At 32.6% G+C, this 16117-nt stretch carries 19 protein-coding genes; 11 read left to right on the top strand and 8 right to left on the bottom strand.

Annotated elements, in window-relative coordinates:
• Positions 1–148: 148 nt before the first annotated feature.
• The 3 genes from pflB to RAH41_RS18020 all read left to right on the top strand — a co-directional run bounded on the left by pflB (position 149) and on the right by RAH41_RS18020 (position 3576).
• Complete coding sequence (gene pflB, locus RAH41_RS18030; RefSeq protein ID WP_331224443.1) at positions 149–2374, top strand: formate C-acetyltransferase; 2226 nt, start codon at positions 149–151, stop codon at positions 2372–2374.
• Between the two features lie 95 nt (positions 2375–2469).
• The gene (gene pflA / locus RAH41_RS18025; RefSeq protein WP_331224442.1) at positions 2470–3219 is read left to right on the top strand and encodes a pyruvate formate-lyase-activating protein; all 750 of its coding nucleotides are present in this window, start codon (positions 2470–2472) and stop codon (positions 3217–3219) included.
• A gap of 177 nt (positions 3220–3396) precedes the next feature.
• Entirely contained in the window at positions 3397–3576 is a 180-nt protein-coding gene (locus tag RAH41_RS18020) for a hypothetical protein (protein WP_331224441.1), read from the top strand.
• A gap of 106 nt (positions 3577–3682) precedes the next feature.
• Here RAH41_RS18020 and RAH41_RS18015 read toward each other — a convergent pair whose 3' ends face one another.
• From RAH41_RS18015 to RAH41_RS18000, 4 genes are all read right to left on the bottom strand, one after another.
• Positions 3683–3808: a YfhE family protein gene (locus RAH41_RS18015; RefSeq protein ID WP_331224439.1), complete on the bottom strand. Its 126-nt coding sequence runs from the start codon at positions 3806–3808 to the stop codon at positions 3683–3685.
• A gap of 68 nt (positions 3809–3876) precedes the next feature.
• Positions 3877–4437, bottom strand: coding sequence for a GNAT family N-acetyltransferase (locus tag RAH41_RS18010; protein ID WP_025671591.1), 561 nt, complete (start codon positions 4435–4437; stop codon positions 3877–3879).
• A gap of 318 nt (positions 4438–4755) precedes the next feature.
• On the bottom strand, positions 4756–5886 hold the full coding sequence (locus tag RAH41_RS18005; RefSeq protein ID WP_331224438.1) for an amidohydrolase: 1131 nt from the start codon (positions 5884–5886) through the stop codon (positions 4756–4758).
• 18 nt (positions 5887–5904) lie between these two features.
• Positions 5905–6801, bottom strand: a complete 897-nt coding sequence (locus RAH41_RS18000; RefSeq protein WP_331224437.1) for a TIGR01777 family oxidoreductase — start codon at positions 6799–6801, stop codon at positions 5905–5907.
• A gap of 79 nt (positions 6802–6880) precedes the next feature.
• Here RAH41_RS18000 and recX point away from each other — a divergent pair, with 79 nt between their 5' ends.
• Together recX and RAH41_RS17990 are read left to right on the top strand one after the other, a co-directional pair.
• A complete protein-coding gene (gene recX / locus RAH41_RS17995; protein ID WP_331224435.1) occupies positions 6881–7699 on the top strand; it encodes a recombination regulator RecX in 819 nt (272 codons plus the stop codon).
• Between the two features lie 162 nt (positions 7700–7861).
• Entirely contained in the window at positions 7862–8185 is a 324-nt protein-coding gene (locus tag RAH41_RS17990; protein ID WP_056468329.1) for a YfhH family protein, read from the top strand.
• A gap of 17 nt (positions 8186–8202) precedes the next feature.
• Here RAH41_RS17990 and sspK read toward each other — a convergent pair whose 3' ends face one another.
• Complete coding sequence (sspK, locus tag RAH41_RS17985) at positions 8203–8358, bottom strand: small acid-soluble spore protein K (RefSeq protein WP_084007022.1); 156 nt, start codon at positions 8356–8358, stop codon at positions 8203–8205.
• 120 nt (positions 8359–8478) lie between these two features.
• Here sspK and RAH41_RS17980 point away from each other — a divergent pair, with 120 nt between their 5' ends.
• Positions 8479–8757 carry a YfhJ family protein gene (locus tag RAH41_RS17980; RefSeq protein WP_088014818.1) on the top strand — a complete coding sequence of 93 codons (279 nt, stop codon included), beginning with the start codon at positions 8479–8481 and terminating at the stop codon, positions 8755–8757.
• A 47-nt stretch (positions 8758–8804) separates the two neighbouring features.
• Here RAH41_RS17980 and RAH41_RS17975 read toward each other — a convergent pair whose 3' ends face one another.
• Positions 8805–9782 carry a metal-dependent hydrolase gene (locus tag RAH41_RS17975; protein WP_331224434.1) on the bottom strand — a complete coding sequence of 326 codons (978 nt, stop codon included), beginning with the start codon at positions 9780–9782 and terminating at the stop codon, positions 8805–8807.
• An 88-nt stretch (positions 9783–9870) separates the two neighbouring features.
• Between RAH41_RS17975 and mutY the strand changes: the two genes are divergently transcribed.
• The gene (mutY, locus tag RAH41_RS17970) at positions 9871–10968 is read left to right on the top strand and encodes an A/G-specific adenine glycosylase (RefSeq protein ID WP_331224432.1); all 1098 of its coding nucleotides are present in this window, start codon (positions 9871–9873) and stop codon (positions 10966–10968) included.
• 50 nt (positions 10969–11018) lie between these two features.
• Here mutY and RAH41_RS17965 read toward each other — a convergent pair whose 3' ends face one another.
• Entirely contained in the window at positions 11019–11243 is a 225-nt protein-coding gene (locus RAH41_RS17965; RefSeq protein ID WP_056468341.1) for a hypothetical protein, read from the bottom strand.
• A gap of 131 nt (positions 11244–11374) precedes the next feature.
• Between RAH41_RS17965 and RAH41_RS17960 the strand changes: the two genes are divergently transcribed.
• The 4 genes from RAH41_RS17960 (at position 11375) to RAH41_RS17945 (ending at position 14754) form a co-directional block, all read left to right on the top strand.
• Positions 11375–11674 carry a gamma-type small acid-soluble spore protein gene (locus RAH41_RS17960; RefSeq protein ID WP_331224429.1) on the top strand — a complete coding sequence of 100 codons (300 nt, stop codon included), beginning with the start codon at positions 11375–11377 and terminating at the stop codon, positions 11672–11674.
• A 305-nt stretch (positions 11675–11979) separates the two neighbouring features.
• Positions 11980–12237: a YgaB family protein gene (locus RAH41_RS17955; protein WP_331224427.1), complete on the top strand. Its 258-nt coding sequence runs from the start codon at positions 11980–11982 to the stop codon at positions 12235–12237.
• A gap of 129 nt (positions 12238–12366) precedes the next feature.
• Positions 12367–12897, top strand: coding sequence for a DUF402 domain-containing protein (locus tag RAH41_RS17950; protein ID WP_025671837.1), 531 nt, complete (start codon positions 12367–12369; stop codon positions 12895–12897).
• A 96-nt stretch (positions 12898–12993) separates the two neighbouring features.
• The gene (locus tag RAH41_RS17945; protein ID WP_331224425.1) at positions 12994–14754 is read left to right on the top strand and encodes an ABC transporter ATP-binding protein; all 1761 of its coding nucleotides are present in this window, start codon (positions 12994–12996) and stop codon (positions 14752–14754) included.
• 235 nt (positions 14755–14989) lie between these two features.
• On the opposite strand, the gene RAH41_RS17940 is transcribed toward RAH41_RS17945, so the two are convergent.
• The gene (locus tag RAH41_RS17940; protein ID WP_331224424.1) at positions 14990–16087 is read right to left on the bottom strand and encodes an FUSC family protein; all 1098 of its coding nucleotides are present in this window, start codon (positions 16085–16087) and stop codon (positions 14990–14992) included.
• Positions 16088–16117: the final 30 nt, after the last annotated feature.

Here is a 16117-nt window from a genome sequence, read left to right as displayed (position 1 = left end):
TTAATCTTCCGACTACTTTGTTCAATATTTCACAATATGTTCATAATCCAAACGGTTGTTTCGGTTCATCGTATGATAAATTAAATACGTAATCTGTTATATACTTAATTAATTTTCTGTATTATTGCAGAAGAGGAGGAGTAATACGATGGAACAATGGAGACAATTTGAAACTGGACGATGGGAAAAAACGATTGATGTAAGGGACTTTATTCAAAAAAATGTTAAATCATATGTTGGGGATGACTCTTTTCTTGTAGGCCCAACGGATGCAACTAACAAACTATGGGATATTGTACTTAAACTATCTAAAGAAGAACGCGAAAATGGCGGAGTTTTAGATATGGATACAAAAATTGTATCTACGATTACTTCACACGAGCCAGGATACTTAGAAAAAGAATTAGAACAAATTGTTGGATTCCAAACAGATAAACCGTTTAAAAGATCATTACAACCATTTGGTGGGATTCGAATGGCTGAAGCATCATGCGAGTCTTATGGATATAAGGTTGATGATGAAATAAGTAAAATATTTACAGAATTTCGAAAAACACATAATCAAGGCGTATTTGATGCCTATACATCAGAAATGAAAGCAGCAAGACGTTCTGGTGTTATTACAGGTCTACCTGATGCTTACGGTCGTGGAAGAATTATAGGTGACTATAGAAGGGTAGCGTTATATGGGGTAGATCGACTGATTAAAGATAAAATTGATACTTTAAATAAAACAACAAGTGTTATGTCAGAAGAAGTAATACGAGATCGTGAAGAACTTAATGAACAAATACGTGCATTAAATGAATTGAAACAAATGGCTGCAAAACATGGATTTGATATTGCTAGTCCTGCAACCAATGCAAAAGAAGCTTTCCAATGGTTATATTTTGGCTATTTAGCAGCAATAAAAGAGCAAAATGGGGCTGCTATGAGCTTAGGACGAGTTTCAACATTTTTAGATATTTATATTGAACGAGATCTTGAAGAAAATACTTTAACTGAACAAGACGCACAAGAATTAGTCGATCATTTTGTAATGAAACTGAGATTAGTCAAGTTTGCTCGTACGCCTGATTATAATGAATTATTTTCTGGCGATCCTACTTGGGTAACAGAGTCAATCGGTGGAATAGGTTTAGATGGTCGTCCACTTGTAACAAAGAATTCATTCCGCTTTTTAAATACTTTAGATAACCTAGGACCAGCTCCAGAACCTAACTTAACTGTCCTTTGGTCATCAAAATTACCAGATGGATTTAAACAATATTGCGCTAAAATGTCAATTAAAACTAGTTCAATTCAATATGAAAATGATGATATCATGCGTCCGGAATATGGTGATGATTATGGTATTGCATGTTGCGTTTCCGCTATGACAATCGGTAAACAAATGCAATTCTTTGGTGCACGTGCAAATCTTGCTAAAGCACTATTATACGCGATTAATGGGGGGAAGGACGAAAAGTCAAAAGCACAGGTAGCACCTATGTATGCCCCGATTACATCTGAATATCTTGACTATGAGGAAGTAAAGGTTAAGTTCGACGTTTTATTAGATTGGTTAGCGGGCTTATATGTTAATACATTAAATTGTATTCACTATATGCATGATAAATATAGTTATGAACGAATTGAAATGGCGTTACATGATGCAAATGTAAAACGTACGATGGCAACAGGTATTGCAGGTTTGTCAGTATGTGCTGATTCATTATCAGCTATTAAGCATGCAAAAGTTAAAACCATTCGGGATGAGAATGGAATCGTTGTTGATTTTGAAATTGAGGGAGAGTATCCAAAGTACGGGAACAACAATGATCTTGTAGATGATATTGCTGTAGAACTTGTAGAAAGCTTTATGGCAAAAGTAAGAAAGCATAAAACATATCGTAATTCAATTCATACAACATCAGTACTAACGATTACGTCTAATGTTGTTTATGGTAAGAAGACAGGTAATACACCAGACGGAAGAAAAGCAGGTGAACCATTTGCTCCTGGTGCCAATCCATTACATGGACGCGATACAAATGGAGCGCTAGCATCATTAAGTTCAGTAGCGAAATTACCTTACGAAGATGCACAAGATGGAATTTCAAATACTTTTTCAATCGTTCCAAAAGCTTTAGGTAAGGACGAGAGTACACAAATATTAAACTTAGTAGCAATGTTAGATGGTTATACTGAAAAAGGTGGTCATCACCTAAACGTAAATGTGTTCAATCGAGAAACATTAATGGATGCGATGGAACATCCTGAAGAATATCCGCAATTAACGATTAGGGTGTCGGGTTATGCAGTTAACTTCATAAAACTAACTAGGGAACAACAAATTGACGTAATAAATAGAACTTTCCACGGTTCTATGTAGAAATCTCTGTGTTTCAAGCCTAGTGAAGGACATGCTTCACTGGGCTTCTAATGTATTACTAAAAAAAGAAAAAATCAGTGCAGAGGAGAATGACAATGATTACAGGAAATATTCATTCAATTGAAACTTGTGGAACTGTCGATGGACCAGGTCTTAGATATGTGATTTTTACGCAAGGATGTTTATTAAGATGTCAATATTGTCATAACGCAGATACGTGGAAACTTGGAGCAGGTAAAGAAATGTCAGTTGATCATTTAATGAAGGATATCAAGACGTATATTCCATTTATGAGATCATCTGGAGGTGGTGTTACGGTTAGTGGTGGAGAACCATTATTACAATTAGACTTTCTATTAGAACTGTTTAAATCTTGTAGAAAAATTGGGATTCATACAACGATTGATACATCTGGAGGATGTTTCAGTACTGACCCAAGCTTTCTTTTAAAATTAGACGAAGTATTAGAATATACCGATTTAGTATTATTAGATTTAAAGCACTTTGATGAAAAAAGACATATAAAACTTACGGGGAAATCAAATGAGCAGATTAAAAGTTTTGCAAAATACTTGGACAAAAAAAATATCCCGGTTTGGATTAGACATGTCTTAGTTCCTGGAATCACCGACTCAGAAGATAATCTAATAAAACTAGGTGATTTTATAAACAAATTAGATAATGTGGAGAAAGTAGAGGTACTACCTTATCATCAATTAGGAGTCTACAAATGGGAAGCATTAGGATTAAAATATCCTTTAAAAGATATTCAACCACCATCAAATGAAAGTGTGAATCATGCTTACCAATTATTAACTCAAAAGAAAGAATTACAAATTTGTTAATAAAACGAATTACCTTAAACTGTCCTTTAAATGTTAGTAGGCGACTAACATTTAAAGGACAGTTTATTTTATAAGCTTTTTATTATTATTTAGACGATTGACTAAAATAAATTTGAGGTTAGTGAATATAATGAAAAATAGTTATTTATAGTTTCTTATTTTAAAGGGTGAACTTTAATGAAGGAGTTTCGATTTTTTTGGTATGTTTTACTAGATGATCAAAATGGAATCGAAGGGGGATCTTTTGTTCGAGGAGAAAAAATAGAAGATGAAATGCATCGAATAAAAGAAAAACTTAGTAAGGAATATTATGTTAGACCGTCTTCGGTTTATATTATTGAATCAAGTGAAATTTAATTAAGATATTGTAAATTTTGAAAGATGTTAACAAGGAGCATTTCTTGTTATAAAGTTATTCTAGAAAAATAAAAAAGGCTTCCTAAGAAAGCCTTTTTGAATAAAATTATTTGCCTATGCCATTAAAATTAGTATAACCTGCAGCACGATCAGCTCTCTTAAATTCCTTTGCATATAATACTTCTTGAGTAGAACTTAAATTACGTCTCGTTTTATCTTTTCGTTTTTCCACAAAAAACACCTCGCTAAGTTATAAAATCCTTAGTAAGTCTCTCCATTTTTTGTGGCTGGTATACTAAATTATGCTTCTTTTAAATGTGTAACTTCATGTTGTTGGTAATCTTCACGCATTGTATGCAATAAATAATTGTCTTTAGTAATTTCAAATAAATCGTAAATTTCTTCATTTTGATTTATTTCATCGTATAAACATTTACGTGATTCATTTGCTAATGATGCATATGGTAGTTTACTTGCAGCATAAAAAGAGCGTTTATTAACTTTACGAATACGCATAAAAATAGAGTTGATTCCTAAATCGTGAAATAACTCATGGAAGAACGCGTCTTTTGCAGGTTTATTATAACCCATTCCGTGAAAAGGTTTGCCTAACCAAGTTCCTAAAAACCCATATCCATCTTCAATATCATGTAAAGAAATGTTACCAATAGGGTTACCCCACTCATCTAAGATTGTTCTTGATATCATTTTTCCTTGTTCTTCTAGTTCGATTGCTTGTTTTGTGATAAATAAGAATTCTTCGTACGAATTTGCTTTATGGCGCACAAAGGGAAAGACATCAGGATGCACCATAAGTTCAAAAAGTACAGAACAATCTTGTAAATCTCGCTGTTTCAGCATCTCTACTCCTCCTCATAATAAGGGTAGCGAAAGAAGGTTACGCCACCCGCGAAATTTTTGTGAGGACTAAAACAATAAAATTTAAAGTCCTGTGAAGTGCATTAACTATGAATAAATTATGAATAATTTTTTAATGCACCCTAAAATTTCGGGGTGGGAATCGAACCCACTAGGACCAGCGATTTACTGGTGGCTCACCATTTGCCTTTCCCGTTAAAATACTATATAAGAAAAGTGTTTTCACACTTTCTATTTAATTTACCGCAAACGTTCTTACTATACTATAATAAACGATTTTGTACAAATTGCAAACTAAAATTATTCGATATTTTTATACACAATTCTACCATCTATGACAGTTAGTAATGGTTTAGCCATATAATGAAACGGGTGATGGGACCATAATACTACATCACCATCTTTACCAACTTCTAAGCTACCAATTCTATGAGATAAATTAAGATTTTTTGCTGGATTAATCGTAATTGCTTTTAGAGCTTCGAGCTCAGGTAAACCTTCTCGAACTGCTATAGCTGCACATACATTTAAATACTGAATTGGCGTATAAGGATGGTCAGTTGTAATTGAAACACTTACCCCAATATCAGCAAGAGCTTTGTATGTAGTCCAGGATTTATTTTTTAATTCGATTTTTGAACGTCTAGTTAATGTAGGACCAACAGATACTTGAAGGTTTCGATCCTTTAGATGGTCAATAATTAAATGACCTTCTGTACAATGTTCAATTCGTATATCTAAGTTAAATTCTTCGCCAAAACGTATAGCTGATAAAATATCATCTGCACGATGAGCATGAATTCGTACTGGAATTTCTCTATTTAAAGCTTTTATAATTGGTAAGATGCGAAAGTCATCTGGGTTATGCGAGTTTTTAGCTTCATAGAATGCTTCACGAAGCATTCCCATAATACCCATTCTAGTAATTGATTCTTTATTCCCGTTACTGTGAGTTCTTTTTGGATTTTCACCAAAAGCAATTTTCAATCCAGACGGTTCTTGAATAATCATTTTATCGACACTTTTACCATATGTTTTAATTGTACAAGTTGTTCCACCGATTACATTTCCACTACCGGGCATAATGTGAGCTGTTGTAATTCCATGTTGGATGGCATCAGTAAAAGCAACATCAAGTGGCAATATTCCATCCATAGATCGAATATGTGGAGTCAATACTTCAATTGTTTCATTCGCATCATTTCCAGCCCAACCAGTTCCTTCGTCATATAGCCCTAAGTGAGTGTGTACATCTATAAAACCTGGAAAAAGTGGTTTTCCTGCACATTCTATAACAATCGTTTGATCTTCACTCGAAAAAATCTCAGGTGCAATTTCTTTAATTTTCCCATTTTCAATTAACAAATCATGGTTATATAAAACTTGAGATGTAACCGGGAAAATGGTTGCATTTTTAAATAATAGATTCATGATAAATCCTTTCAAGTACTAATTTAAAGTTAACAGTAAAGCTTCTTTTAAAGATGGGAATTGAAAGTTATAATTAGTTTGAATGGCTTTAGCAGGCATAACTTTTTGACCTTCTAAAACTAGCATACTCATTTCACCTAGTAATAATTGAAGGGCAAAGTTTGGAACTTTCAATTTATTTGGTCGATGTAAAGCTTCTGAAAGGGATCTGCTAAACTCGTTCATTGTTACTGGATTAGGTGACACTAAATTAATTGGCCCTCTAATATCGGTATTTTTTATCGAATGAAGTATGAGTCCAACAACATCCTTCTCATGAATCCAAGATATCCACTGAGTACCTTTTCCGATTGGACCACCAATAAACAATTTATAAGGCAAAATCATTTTTGGAAGTGCTCCACCAGTTAACCCTAACACAAGACCAAATCTAGCAAAAATAGTCCGAATTCCCAGTTGTTCAGCTTTACTGGCAACAGCTTCCCATTCTCTTACGGTTGATGCTAAAAAATCATTTGAAATAGGCTTGTCATCTTCATTAAAAGTTATTGATTCCGAGGTTCCATAAAACCCTATTGCGCTTGCATTAATAAAAAGGTTTGGACGATGGGCTTGTCTTTCAAACCATGTAATTAGATTATTTGTTGATTTTATACGACTTTGTAGAATTTTGTCTTTTAATTGTTTAGTCCACCTACCGCTGTTTATTGATTCACCGGCTAAGTTAATGACTACATCGATGGACTCCCCGAAAGAATTCGAGGTTAATTGATCCCAATTAATATAAGTAATAAATGGATTAGATGATGTTCTTATATTTCTTGTGACAATATAACATTGAAATTCATGTCGAATAAATTCATTTATTAATTGAGATCCAATAAACCCTGTACCACCTGTAAGAAGAATCTTCATCCACGCATCTCCTTAATACATAATATGTTATTATTATTTTTATGTGTACATAAAAACAAAATTTCTTTTGAGGTAAATTATGTCTATAATTACGAAAATTCAAGTTCAAAAATTAAATAAAGAACGATTTAATATTTACACAGATAATGGTAATGGTGAAGAGTATTCATTTAGTGTAGACGCTGATACTCTTGTTAAATTTAACATAAAAAAAGGTCAATCATTTGAGCCATTTGAACTAGAAGAGATATTAAATGCTGACCAGCTTAGAAAGGCATATCTTTCTAGTATTGTTTATTTATCTAGAATGATGAGAACAAAAAAAGAAATAGAACAATATTTAACAAAGCAAGAATTCTTAATTGATACAATTCAAACTACAATTATCCGACTTGTAGAAGAAGGGTATATTAATGAAGAAAAATACGCTGAAAGTTATGTCCGAACGTCTATTAATACGACATTGAAAGGACCAACAATCATTAAGAATGAACTATTAGCAAAAGGTATTCAAAATTCAGTAATAGAGAAAAGCTTAATTTTATTTTCAAAAGATCAACAAATTCAACATGCTACTTCACTCTGTCAAAAAAAAGTTTCTGCACTTTCGAAGTACTCAACGAATCAAAAAAAGGCAAAGCTTGAAGAACTGCTGAGAAGAAAAGGATATTCTGCTAACATTACTTCGATTGCAATAGAAGAAACACAATATGAAAGTGAAGAAGATGATGAATTACAAGCTCTATTAATACATGCTAGAAAAGCAAAAAAGAAATATGAAAAATTAAGTGGTTGGGAATATTCTCAAAAAATGAAAACAGTATTATTTCGAAAAGGTTTCCCAATTGATTTAATTGAAAAAGCAATTTTAATTTTAGAAGAAGAAGAACTAAATTAGTACTGACTGCAAGCGCTTGTCCTTCGAGGTATTACGTACGCGAAAAAGGCGAAGCAACGAAGTAAGTAAGCGTTTGACAACGGACCTAAAACTAAATTAATTGGTTGTCTGTTATTAGCTTGATATAATAAAAATATCTAAAAGATTTAGAGGAGACTTAAAATGGAAATTCCAAAACGATATAGTGACTTAACGAAAGATGAATTAGTGCAAGAAATCAGCAATTTGAATCATCAAGCTAGAAAAGCTGAACAAATGGATATGATCAATGAACTTGAAGTTATACTTCGTAAAAAAACAATGGCTCAATCATATTTATTAGACGTAAGTCAATTTATTCCTGGCGAGCAATATGAATTAATTGAAGAACCAGGTGTATTATTTATGATCACATATATGAATGGTATTTTTGCTTGGGGTCATAAAAGCACTAGTGAAGAAGAAATAGGAATTCCAATCGCTTTATTAAAGAAACCAGGGATGTAAAAACCCTGGTAACATTTCTATTCATCACGATTACTTTTTGCCATACGATCTCGTGGATTTGTATTAATGCTCCCGTTTGGACGGATAGAAGCATTTTGTGATTTGTAATCTATATTACCATCAATAGCCATATCATGCTTTTGTTTTGAAAAACGTTCACTTTTTGTTGTCATCTTAAAAATCCCTCCTAGTGATTAAAACGAATTGATGAAATAAACCATCATCAATATGATGACCATTTTGAATTCAGATATGATTATAATAAATGTTTAAAAATTGGAAGGTGTAATTAAATGGAGAAATATTTAGAGCAATTAACTGAGCTCTTATTAAAAGAAAATAGTCATTTAACATACTCACAAGCAAAAATTTGGGTTGAATGGCTATGGGAAGATTTTGAAGCAACTTATGCTAAAGCTGGAGAATATCATGGAGAACAAATGTCTAAAAAGGTTGTACAACAATTTATTTTCCAATATGGAAAATATTTGCATGAAACAGATATAAAAATTGCAAAGCCACCAGGTTTAGAAATTATAGAAACGAAAGAAAAGGATAATCTTCTTCATTAATTAAATAACCCTTAGCAATAAATTGCTAAGGGTTATTTTTTGGTTTTTCAAGATTCCACTTTTAATTTTTTCTGTAATTTTTTCTCACTAAAGATCCAGCCGGTGAATGAACTGATAATATTATGTTCGTAGTCGAATTTGACTACCGCAACAAACGGATAGTATGTTTCGGTCCTGTATCTTAAATCAATTAGTCTTAATTCTTTATGGTCGTCATGTCCAATCAATTCCCAAATATAAACTGGTGAAAATGCAAGGAATGATTTAACGTTTTCATCCTTAAAGGCTACTTTTACGTCTTCAATTACTGGTAAGGGGATTCTTTTAAATACGTCGTGAATTTTAAAGATTCTTTTCTTTATTTTGCCAACGTAATGATGAGAATCTGTACTTGCTACAATATGATAATGAGTGTATTTTATAGAAGGTGAAACATAGACACGCTTCACATCTGGTAATTTTTTTGTGACTGTTTGAATCACGATTTGTTTTTGTCGATATCTAAATGCATAGTAAAAAATCATAATCACATAGAGCATGACACAGATTGGACCGGCCCTAAAATGAAAAATGACAAATGGAACTCCAACTAAATGAATTGCAAAAATGATTGGATCGAAAGTATTTATAATGCCAAAAGCAATCCATCGTTTTGAAAAAGGCCTTAGTGCTTGTGTTCCGTAGGCATTAAATAAGTCAACAAATACGTGTACACTTACTGCTAGTAAAGACCAAAATAAATAGAGTCCAAAATGATCTCTATTGTTAAAAAATGTCATAAGTGCAGAAAGTGATAATGTCCATAAAATGACTGCTGGAATTGAATGCGTAATTCCACGATGATGTTTTAAGTATTTTGCGTTATTTCTTAATTTTAATATCGTATCACTGTCTGGTAATTGTGATCCGATGATGGTAGTTAATAAGAGTGAGTTTGTCAAATGTGGGTCATGTAGGACAATTGGACTCAGGGTTGCTAATCCGCCAAGTGTAAATCCCATTACAAGATGAGTACCAGTATCCATTAAGTTCCTCCCTTTACTTTACCCTTTTATTTTTTTATAGTATTTACGATTATCAAAAACATATCGTTGTTAGAGAAAGGTATAAGTTATGAATAATGATTTAAATAATACATTAGAAGTTTTCCCCAAAAATGACTTTAAAAATAATTTAGTTAATTGGTTTTTAGCAGAACAAAGAGATTTACCTTGGAGAAAGAATAAAGACCCATATCGAGTATGGGTTTCAGAAATAATGCTTCAGCAAACACGTGTAGATACAGTAATCCCTTTTTATAATAAGTTTATGCAAAATTTCCCTACTATTGCTGACTTAGCGAATGCTGAGGAAGAAAAAGTACTAAAAGCATGGGAAGGACTTGGTTATTATTCTAGAGCTAGAAATTTGCAATCGGCTGTACGTGAAGTCCATGAAGAGTATTCAGGGAAGGTACCAGATACGCCGGAATTAATAAGCAAATTAAAAGGCGTAGGACCATATACTGCTGGAGCGATCCTTAGTATTGCATACGGTAAACCAGAGCCAGCGGTTGATGGGAATGTAATGAGGGTATTATCTAGGATATTAACAATTTGGGAGGATATTGGCATACCTAAAAACCGAAAAATTTTTGAACAAGCAGTAAGAGCTTTAATTAGTCATGAAGACCCTTCTGCGTTTAATCAAGGTTTAATGGAGTTAGGTGCATTAATTTGTACACCAACAAATCCTGCATGTTTGCTATGTCCTGTGAGAGAACAATGTTTAGCTTTTGAAACTGGAGTTGTGACAGAGTTACCTATAAAAAGTAAAAAGAAGGCACCAAAACCAATTAATTTAGCAGTTGGTGTGATTAGGAATAGTAATAATAAATATTTAATTCAACAAAGACCTTCTAGTGGATTACTTGCTAATATGTGGGAGTTTCCAACTGCAGAGCTACAATCAACGATGTTATCTAAAAGTGATACGCTTAGTTTTTTCTTAAATCAAGAATCACAATTAGTAGTTGAAGGGTTATCTTATCAATTTAATATTGAGCATATTTTTTCACATCTTGTATGGAAAATGGAAGTATATGTTGGAAAAGCTATAAATGAAGGTAGTTTATCAAGTAATCAGAAATGGGTAACATTAGATGAGTGTAAAGAGCTCCCGTTCCCGGTAGTTCATCAAAAAATTTATCAGCAAATCGAAAAGCTTCAGTAATTTAAAAAACCCCGACTAAGAGTTGGGGTTTTTGTGCTTTATGAGTCACTTTAGTCTATAGTAGGGCGAGTACCACTAGTCCAGTCTGCTTCATTTCGATGAAGACCACCACGTGATTCAATTTCTTTTATTATTTCTTTTTGCATTGTGCTACCTTCAATATTTAAATAACCAGTTATTTGCTGAAATGAATGATGATAATATTCCAATTCACTATCTTTCCATTGCGTTTTTGGAGTCATTGATAATTCTGAAAGATCTCTGCCAACGTACATAATAAGCCCTCCTTTTCATTTCTTCTCATAGTTTTCCACTCCAACAGTTCATTAAACAAAAAAATAAAGTAAAGTTTTTTACATATTACTCCGACTTATGGACATCATATTATTCGTGGAGGTGATAAATCATGAACAACAACAATCAATTCAATGCTGGAAAAACAGCATCTGGAACTAACATTGGCAAAGTAAGACAACAAAACCAAGGTTTTGGACAAGAGTTTTCAAGTGAAACTGATGTTCAAGCAGTTAGAGAAGCAAATGCACAATCTACTCAAAAAGCTGCTTCTAAAAACTTTGGACAACAAAACCAAAGTTTTGGACAAGAGTTTGCAAGTGAAACTGATGTTCAAGCTGTAAGAGAAGCTAATGCAAAATCTGCACAAAGATCTTCTTCTAGCAACTTTGGTCAACAAAACCAACAATAATTATCTAAAAGAAACTACTAGAAGTGCGCTGTTGATGAGAGTTAGTGAGTAAGGTAATTTACTTTCTATATTCATCTTCCTGTCTGATGAGAGATCATACAGTCTAGTTGTTATAAAGAACGTTCAAAAAGAGCACCCTTATATTAAGGGTGCTCTTTTACCTACGTGAAAATTATATCCAACATTTTAAATCCACATAGAATTATTAATTTCTTCTCAATAGTCAAATATCGTCAAATGTAGTCAAAGGGATTATGTTAGTTTTCAAGAAATAGTGTAATAATGAAATAAGGATGGTGAATGGTATGCAAGTATTCGATGAATTGGTAAGTCGTCAGCTTGAAACAATGGATCAGTTAATAAAGATTCAAGAAGAAATTGAACGATGTCAAGAAATTGAAAACCAACTATATGAATTAGAGGATTTGTCAAAATTGTCTTCTATCCAAGATGAAATACATATAATGAGATCTGAATTAAAAGCTATCCAAGACACCTTTTTAATACAAACACAGCAAATTATTAAATCTTTCTCAGATGAGAGGAAAATTGCATTAAAATAAAAAACAATGGGGCATTTTACCAAATTAACCTCCCTTTTGTTTAAAAATGGATAAGAACTAGTTATAATAGAAGTGTAAAGTATAAATAAAGTGTTGAAATGCGTCCACACTAGAAAGAAGGGAGAAACAATGAACGTTCCCAAACCAGGAGAAAAGATACAGATACATAGTTATAAACATAATGGACATATTCATCGTATATGGGAAGAGACAACCATTTTAAAAGGGACGCAGCAGTTAGTAATTGGCGCAAATGATCGCACGCTTGTAACTGAATCGGACGGTAGAACATGGGTTACACGAGAGCCAGCAATTTGTTACTTTGATATGGATTATTGGTTTAATGTCATTGGAATGATTAGAGAAGATGGAGTTTATTATTACTGTAATATTAGCTCACCATTCGTCTATGAAGATGGTGCCATTAAGTATATTGACTATGATCTAGATATTAAAGTTTTTCCAGACATGACTTACGTGCTGTTAGATGAAGATGAATATGAGAATCATCGACAAATTATGAATTATCCTCCTATTATTGACCCAATTTTAAAAAAGAACTTAGGTTATTTAAAGGAATTAATTCATCAACGAAAAGGGCCGTTTGCTACCGATTTTATTGATAATTGGTATGAACGATTCTTAATGTATCGTGATTAATTGAAACTGTTGAGCGGACTTAGTCTTTTGAGAATGAATCATCTCAAAAAGGATAGCTCAACAGTTTCTTTTTGAATGATATGAAAGGATGAAAATATGGGTAGTATAAAACGTTATTTAAAATTTGTTAAACCATATCGATTTCATATTTTTTTAACGATTGCGGTCGGTATCGTTAAATTTGGAATCCCATTAATTTTACCGTTTTTATTAAAATATGTAGTTGATAATATCATTAATTCATCATTACCAATTGCAACGAAAAGCTCACATCTAATTTACATCATGCTAATTGCGTTTGGAATTTTTGTTATTGTAAGACCACCTATTGAGTATTTCAGACAGTATTATGCTCAATATATCGGTAGTCGAATTTTATTTGACATTAGGGATCATTTATTTAAACACTTACAAAAACTCAGCTTAAGATATTATGCTAATGCAAAGACTGGTGAAGTCATTTCACGAGTAATAAATGATGTTGAATCTACTAAAGACTTTGTCATTACTGGGTTAATGAATGTTTGGTTAGATTTAATAACAATTTTAATCACAGTTACAATCATGTTAACAATGGATGTAAAGTTAACGCTTGTATCATTAATCGTTTTGCCATTTTATACATTAGCAGTAAAGTACTTTTTCGGTAGACTTCGATTTTTGACTCGTCAAAGATCTCAAGCATTAGCTGTTTTACAAGGGTTCTTAACAGAAAGAATTCAGGGTATGCAAGTAACACGTAGTTTTGCATTGGAAGATTATGAAAGCGGACTATTTAAAGAAAAAAATGGTGAGTTTTTAGATCGTGCACTTAAACATACAGGTTGGAATGCGAGTACATTTACAATTATTAATACATTAACTGATATTGGACCATTATTAATTATCGGTTTTTCTGCATATCAAGTCATTCATGGTCACTTAACACTTGGTGAGATGGTAGCATTCGTTGGATATATTGATCGTTTATATGATCCACTTAGAAGATTAGCGAATTCTTCAACAGCATTAACACAATCGTTTGCATCAATGGATCGTGTCTTTGAACTAATGGATGAAAAGTATGACATCGTTAATCGAGATAATCCAATTTATGCAAAGAAGTTAGATGGTCAAATACACTTTAATAACGTTTCTTTTCAATATAATGCCGTTGATGATGAGGTCATTCAAGATGTAACTTTTCAAATTGAACCTGGTCAAAAAATCGCATTGGTTGGATCGAGCGGTGGTGGAAAATCTTCGTTAGTTAGTTTAATACCACGTTTTTATGACGTAACGAAAGGGTCAATTAAAATTGATGGTGTCGACATAAGAGATTTTGATTTAAAAAGTATGCGTGAAAAAATCGGTATCGTTTTACAAGATAATTTTCTATTTAGTGATACTGTAAAATCGAATATTCGTTATGGGAATCCGAGTGCTAGTGAAGAAGAAATTATTGCAGCAGCTAAAGCAGCCAATGCACATGATTTTATTATGAGTTTACCAGATGGATATGACACGCTTGTTGGGGAAAGAGGAGTAAAGCTTTCTGGTGGTCAAAAACAACGTGTAGCAATAGCCCGTGTTTTTTTAAGAAATCCTTCTATTTTAATATTTGATGAAGCTACTTCAGCTCTTGATTTAGAAAATGAAAGGTATATCCAAGACGCGATTCATGAACTAGCAAAGAACCGTACAACAATATTTATTGCACATAGATTATCTACGATTACACATGTAGATAAAATCGTTTATATTGATCAAGGTCATATTGTCGAAATTGGTTCGCATGAGGAATTAATGGCTAAAAAAGAAGCTTACTATCACTTATTTGAAATTCAAAATTTAGAAACTAGCTCGAGTTCGGTATAGTCGATTGGCACAAAGATATCCTTTGTGCTTTTTTTATGACGATGTGAAATTCGGTTTGTAAGAAGAAGAGTAGTGATGAATTAAATCTGTGCTACAAATAAGTGTGAGGAGATGCAAATTGTGAATTATCATGCCAAGGGTTGAAAAAAATCAAAATCAAATACACAACCCCGTCGAGATCATCCTTTACTTTGGTTTATACTCAAAACAAAAAGCCTCCAAAATTGGAGGCTTTTTACATTGTTTCAACCTGTTCAACTTGAACTTGGTATTCTTTGTGATAAGTTTGATGGCTATCAACTAGCGTATTTAAATGCTCAACATTTTCGCTATATTCTAAAATGGCAGATACTACCTGGAATAAATGTAACCATGTTTTTTGTTTTTCTTCGTCATTAAGATCATGGTGGTCCAAGAATGCCTTTGTTAATTTATCTTTTAATATATTTTCTTCTCTATGAAGTGGTGACGTTTGATCACAGTTTACTTTCCCGATTAATTTCATCAGTGCATGCTCATGATATTGCATTAAGCATGTTAGTTCATTTTTAATCAAATCTTGGAACTCTTTTGGTGATGCATTGATCTCATATTCTAATCGGTTTAAAGCTTTTAACGTATCAAATGCATTATCGGCTGTGACAAGCATTTGTCTAAACAATACGATTTTACGCGATTTTTCATGCTCTTTTTTCTTACGACCAACAAGAATGATTCGGTCTTCTTTATATAAGCGATATATTTTCGTAACATTTCTCATGATTTCTTTTAATTGATAAATTTCATCTTTTAATCCATTATGGCTAACAGTTTTGTGTAGAGCCATCATCATTAATTTATTTGTTTGTTCAGTAATCGAAATCATGCCACGAGATAATTTTTTTTCATAATTTGGAGGCATTAAGAAAATATTTACAAATGATGCTGCTAAAACACCAATTGTTACTGCCAAAATACGATCGAATGTAAAAATGGCAAAGTGTTCGGTACTTGTACTTACCTCCATAATAACAACTACAGTAACTAATGTTGTAGCAATTGTATTTTCGAGTTTTAGTTTTAATGTAATGATAATCACGAGAATACATGTAAATCCTATAATTACTGGATTATTTCCTAGAGTTATCACTGCAATAATTGACAGTATCGCACCAATCAAGTTAGCTTGAAGTTGTTCAATTAACGATTTATATGATTGGTTTACTGATGATTTTAATGCCGAAATAGCAGAGATACCAGCAATCGAAGCTGTTGATAAATCAAAAAACATCGCGCTATAAATGGCGAGCGTAATAGCTATACCAGTTTTTAGAACACGCGCTCCTAATCTCATTGTATTACTCCTTTTTGTTTGTCTAGCTTA

The sequence above is a fragment of the Gottfriedia acidiceleris genome, from assembly GCF_036421055.1.
GTDB lineage: Bacteria > Bacillota > Bacilli > Bacillales > Bacillaceae_G > Gottfriedia > Gottfriedia acidiceleris_C.
The sequence above is the reverse complement of the archived record's forward strand: the minus strand, read 5'-3'. Positions and strand labels throughout refer to the sequence as shown.

Bases quoted from the DNA above. Each gene is read 5' to 3' on its own strand.
- pflB (WP_331224443.1), top strand. From the start codon at position 149: ATGGAACAATGGAGACAATTTGAAACTGGACGATGGGAAAAAACGATT.
- pflA (WP_331224442.1), top strand. From the start codon at position 2,470: ATGATTACAGGAAATATTCATTCAATTGAAACTTGTGGAACTGTCGAT.
- RAH41_RS18020 (WP_331224441.1), top strand. From the start codon at position 3,397: ATGAAGGAGTTTCGATTTTTTTGGTATGTTTTACTAGATGATCAAAAT.
- RAH41_RS18010 (WP_025671591.1), bottom strand. From the start codon at position 4,437: ATGCTGAAACAGCGAGATTTACAAGATTGTTCTGTACTTTTTGAACTT.
- RAH41_RS18005 (WP_331224438.1), bottom strand. From the start codon at position 5,886: ATGAATCTATTATTTAAAAATGCAACCATTTTCCCGGTTACATCTCAA.
- RAH41_RS18000 (WP_331224437.1), bottom strand. From the start codon at position 6,801: ATGAAGATTCTTCTTACAGGTGGTACAGGGTTTATTGGATCTCAATTA.
- recX (WP_331224435.1), top strand. From the start codon at position 6,881: ATGTCTATAATTACGAAAATTCAAGTTCAAAAATTAAATAAAGAACGA.
- RAH41_RS17990 (WP_056468329.1), top strand. From the start codon at position 7,862: ATGGAAATTCCAAAACGATATAGTGACTTAACGAAAGATGAATTAGTG.
- sspK (WP_084007022.1), bottom strand. From the start codon at position 8,358: ATGACAACAAAAAGTGAACGTTTTTCAAAACAAAAGCATGATATGGCT.
- RAH41_RS17980 (WP_088014818.1), top strand. From the start codon at position 8,479: ATGGAGAAATATTTAGAGCAATTAACTGAGCTCTTATTAAAAGAAAAT.
- RAH41_RS17975 (WP_331224434.1), bottom strand. From the start codon at position 9,782: ATGGATACTGGTACTCATCTTGTAATGGGATTTACACTTGGCGGATTA.
- mutY (WP_331224432.1), top strand. From the start codon at position 9,871: ATGAATAATGATTTAAATAATACATTAGAAGTTTTCCCCAAAAATGAC.
- RAH41_RS17965 (WP_056468341.1), bottom strand. From the start codon at position 11,243: ATGTACGTTGGCAGAGATCTTTCAGAATTATCAATGACTCCAAAAACG.
- RAH41_RS17960 (WP_331224429.1), top strand. From the start codon at position 11,375: ATGAACAACAACAATCAATTCAATGCTGGAAAAACAGCATCTGGAACT.
- RAH41_RS17955 (WP_331224427.1), top strand. From the start codon at position 11,980: ATGCAAGTATTCGATGAATTGGTAAGTCGTCAGCTTGAAACAATGGAT.
- RAH41_RS17950 (WP_025671837.1), top strand. From the start codon at position 12,367: ATGAACGTTCCCAAACCAGGAGAAAAGATACAGATACATAGTTATAAA.
- RAH41_RS17945 (WP_331224425.1), top strand. From the start codon at position 12,994: ATGGGTAGTATAAAACGTTATTTAAAATTTGTTAAACCATATCGATTT.
- RAH41_RS17940 (WP_331224424.1), bottom strand. From the start codon at position 16,087: ATGAGATTAGGAGCGCGTGTTCTAAAAACTGGTATAGCTATTACGCTC.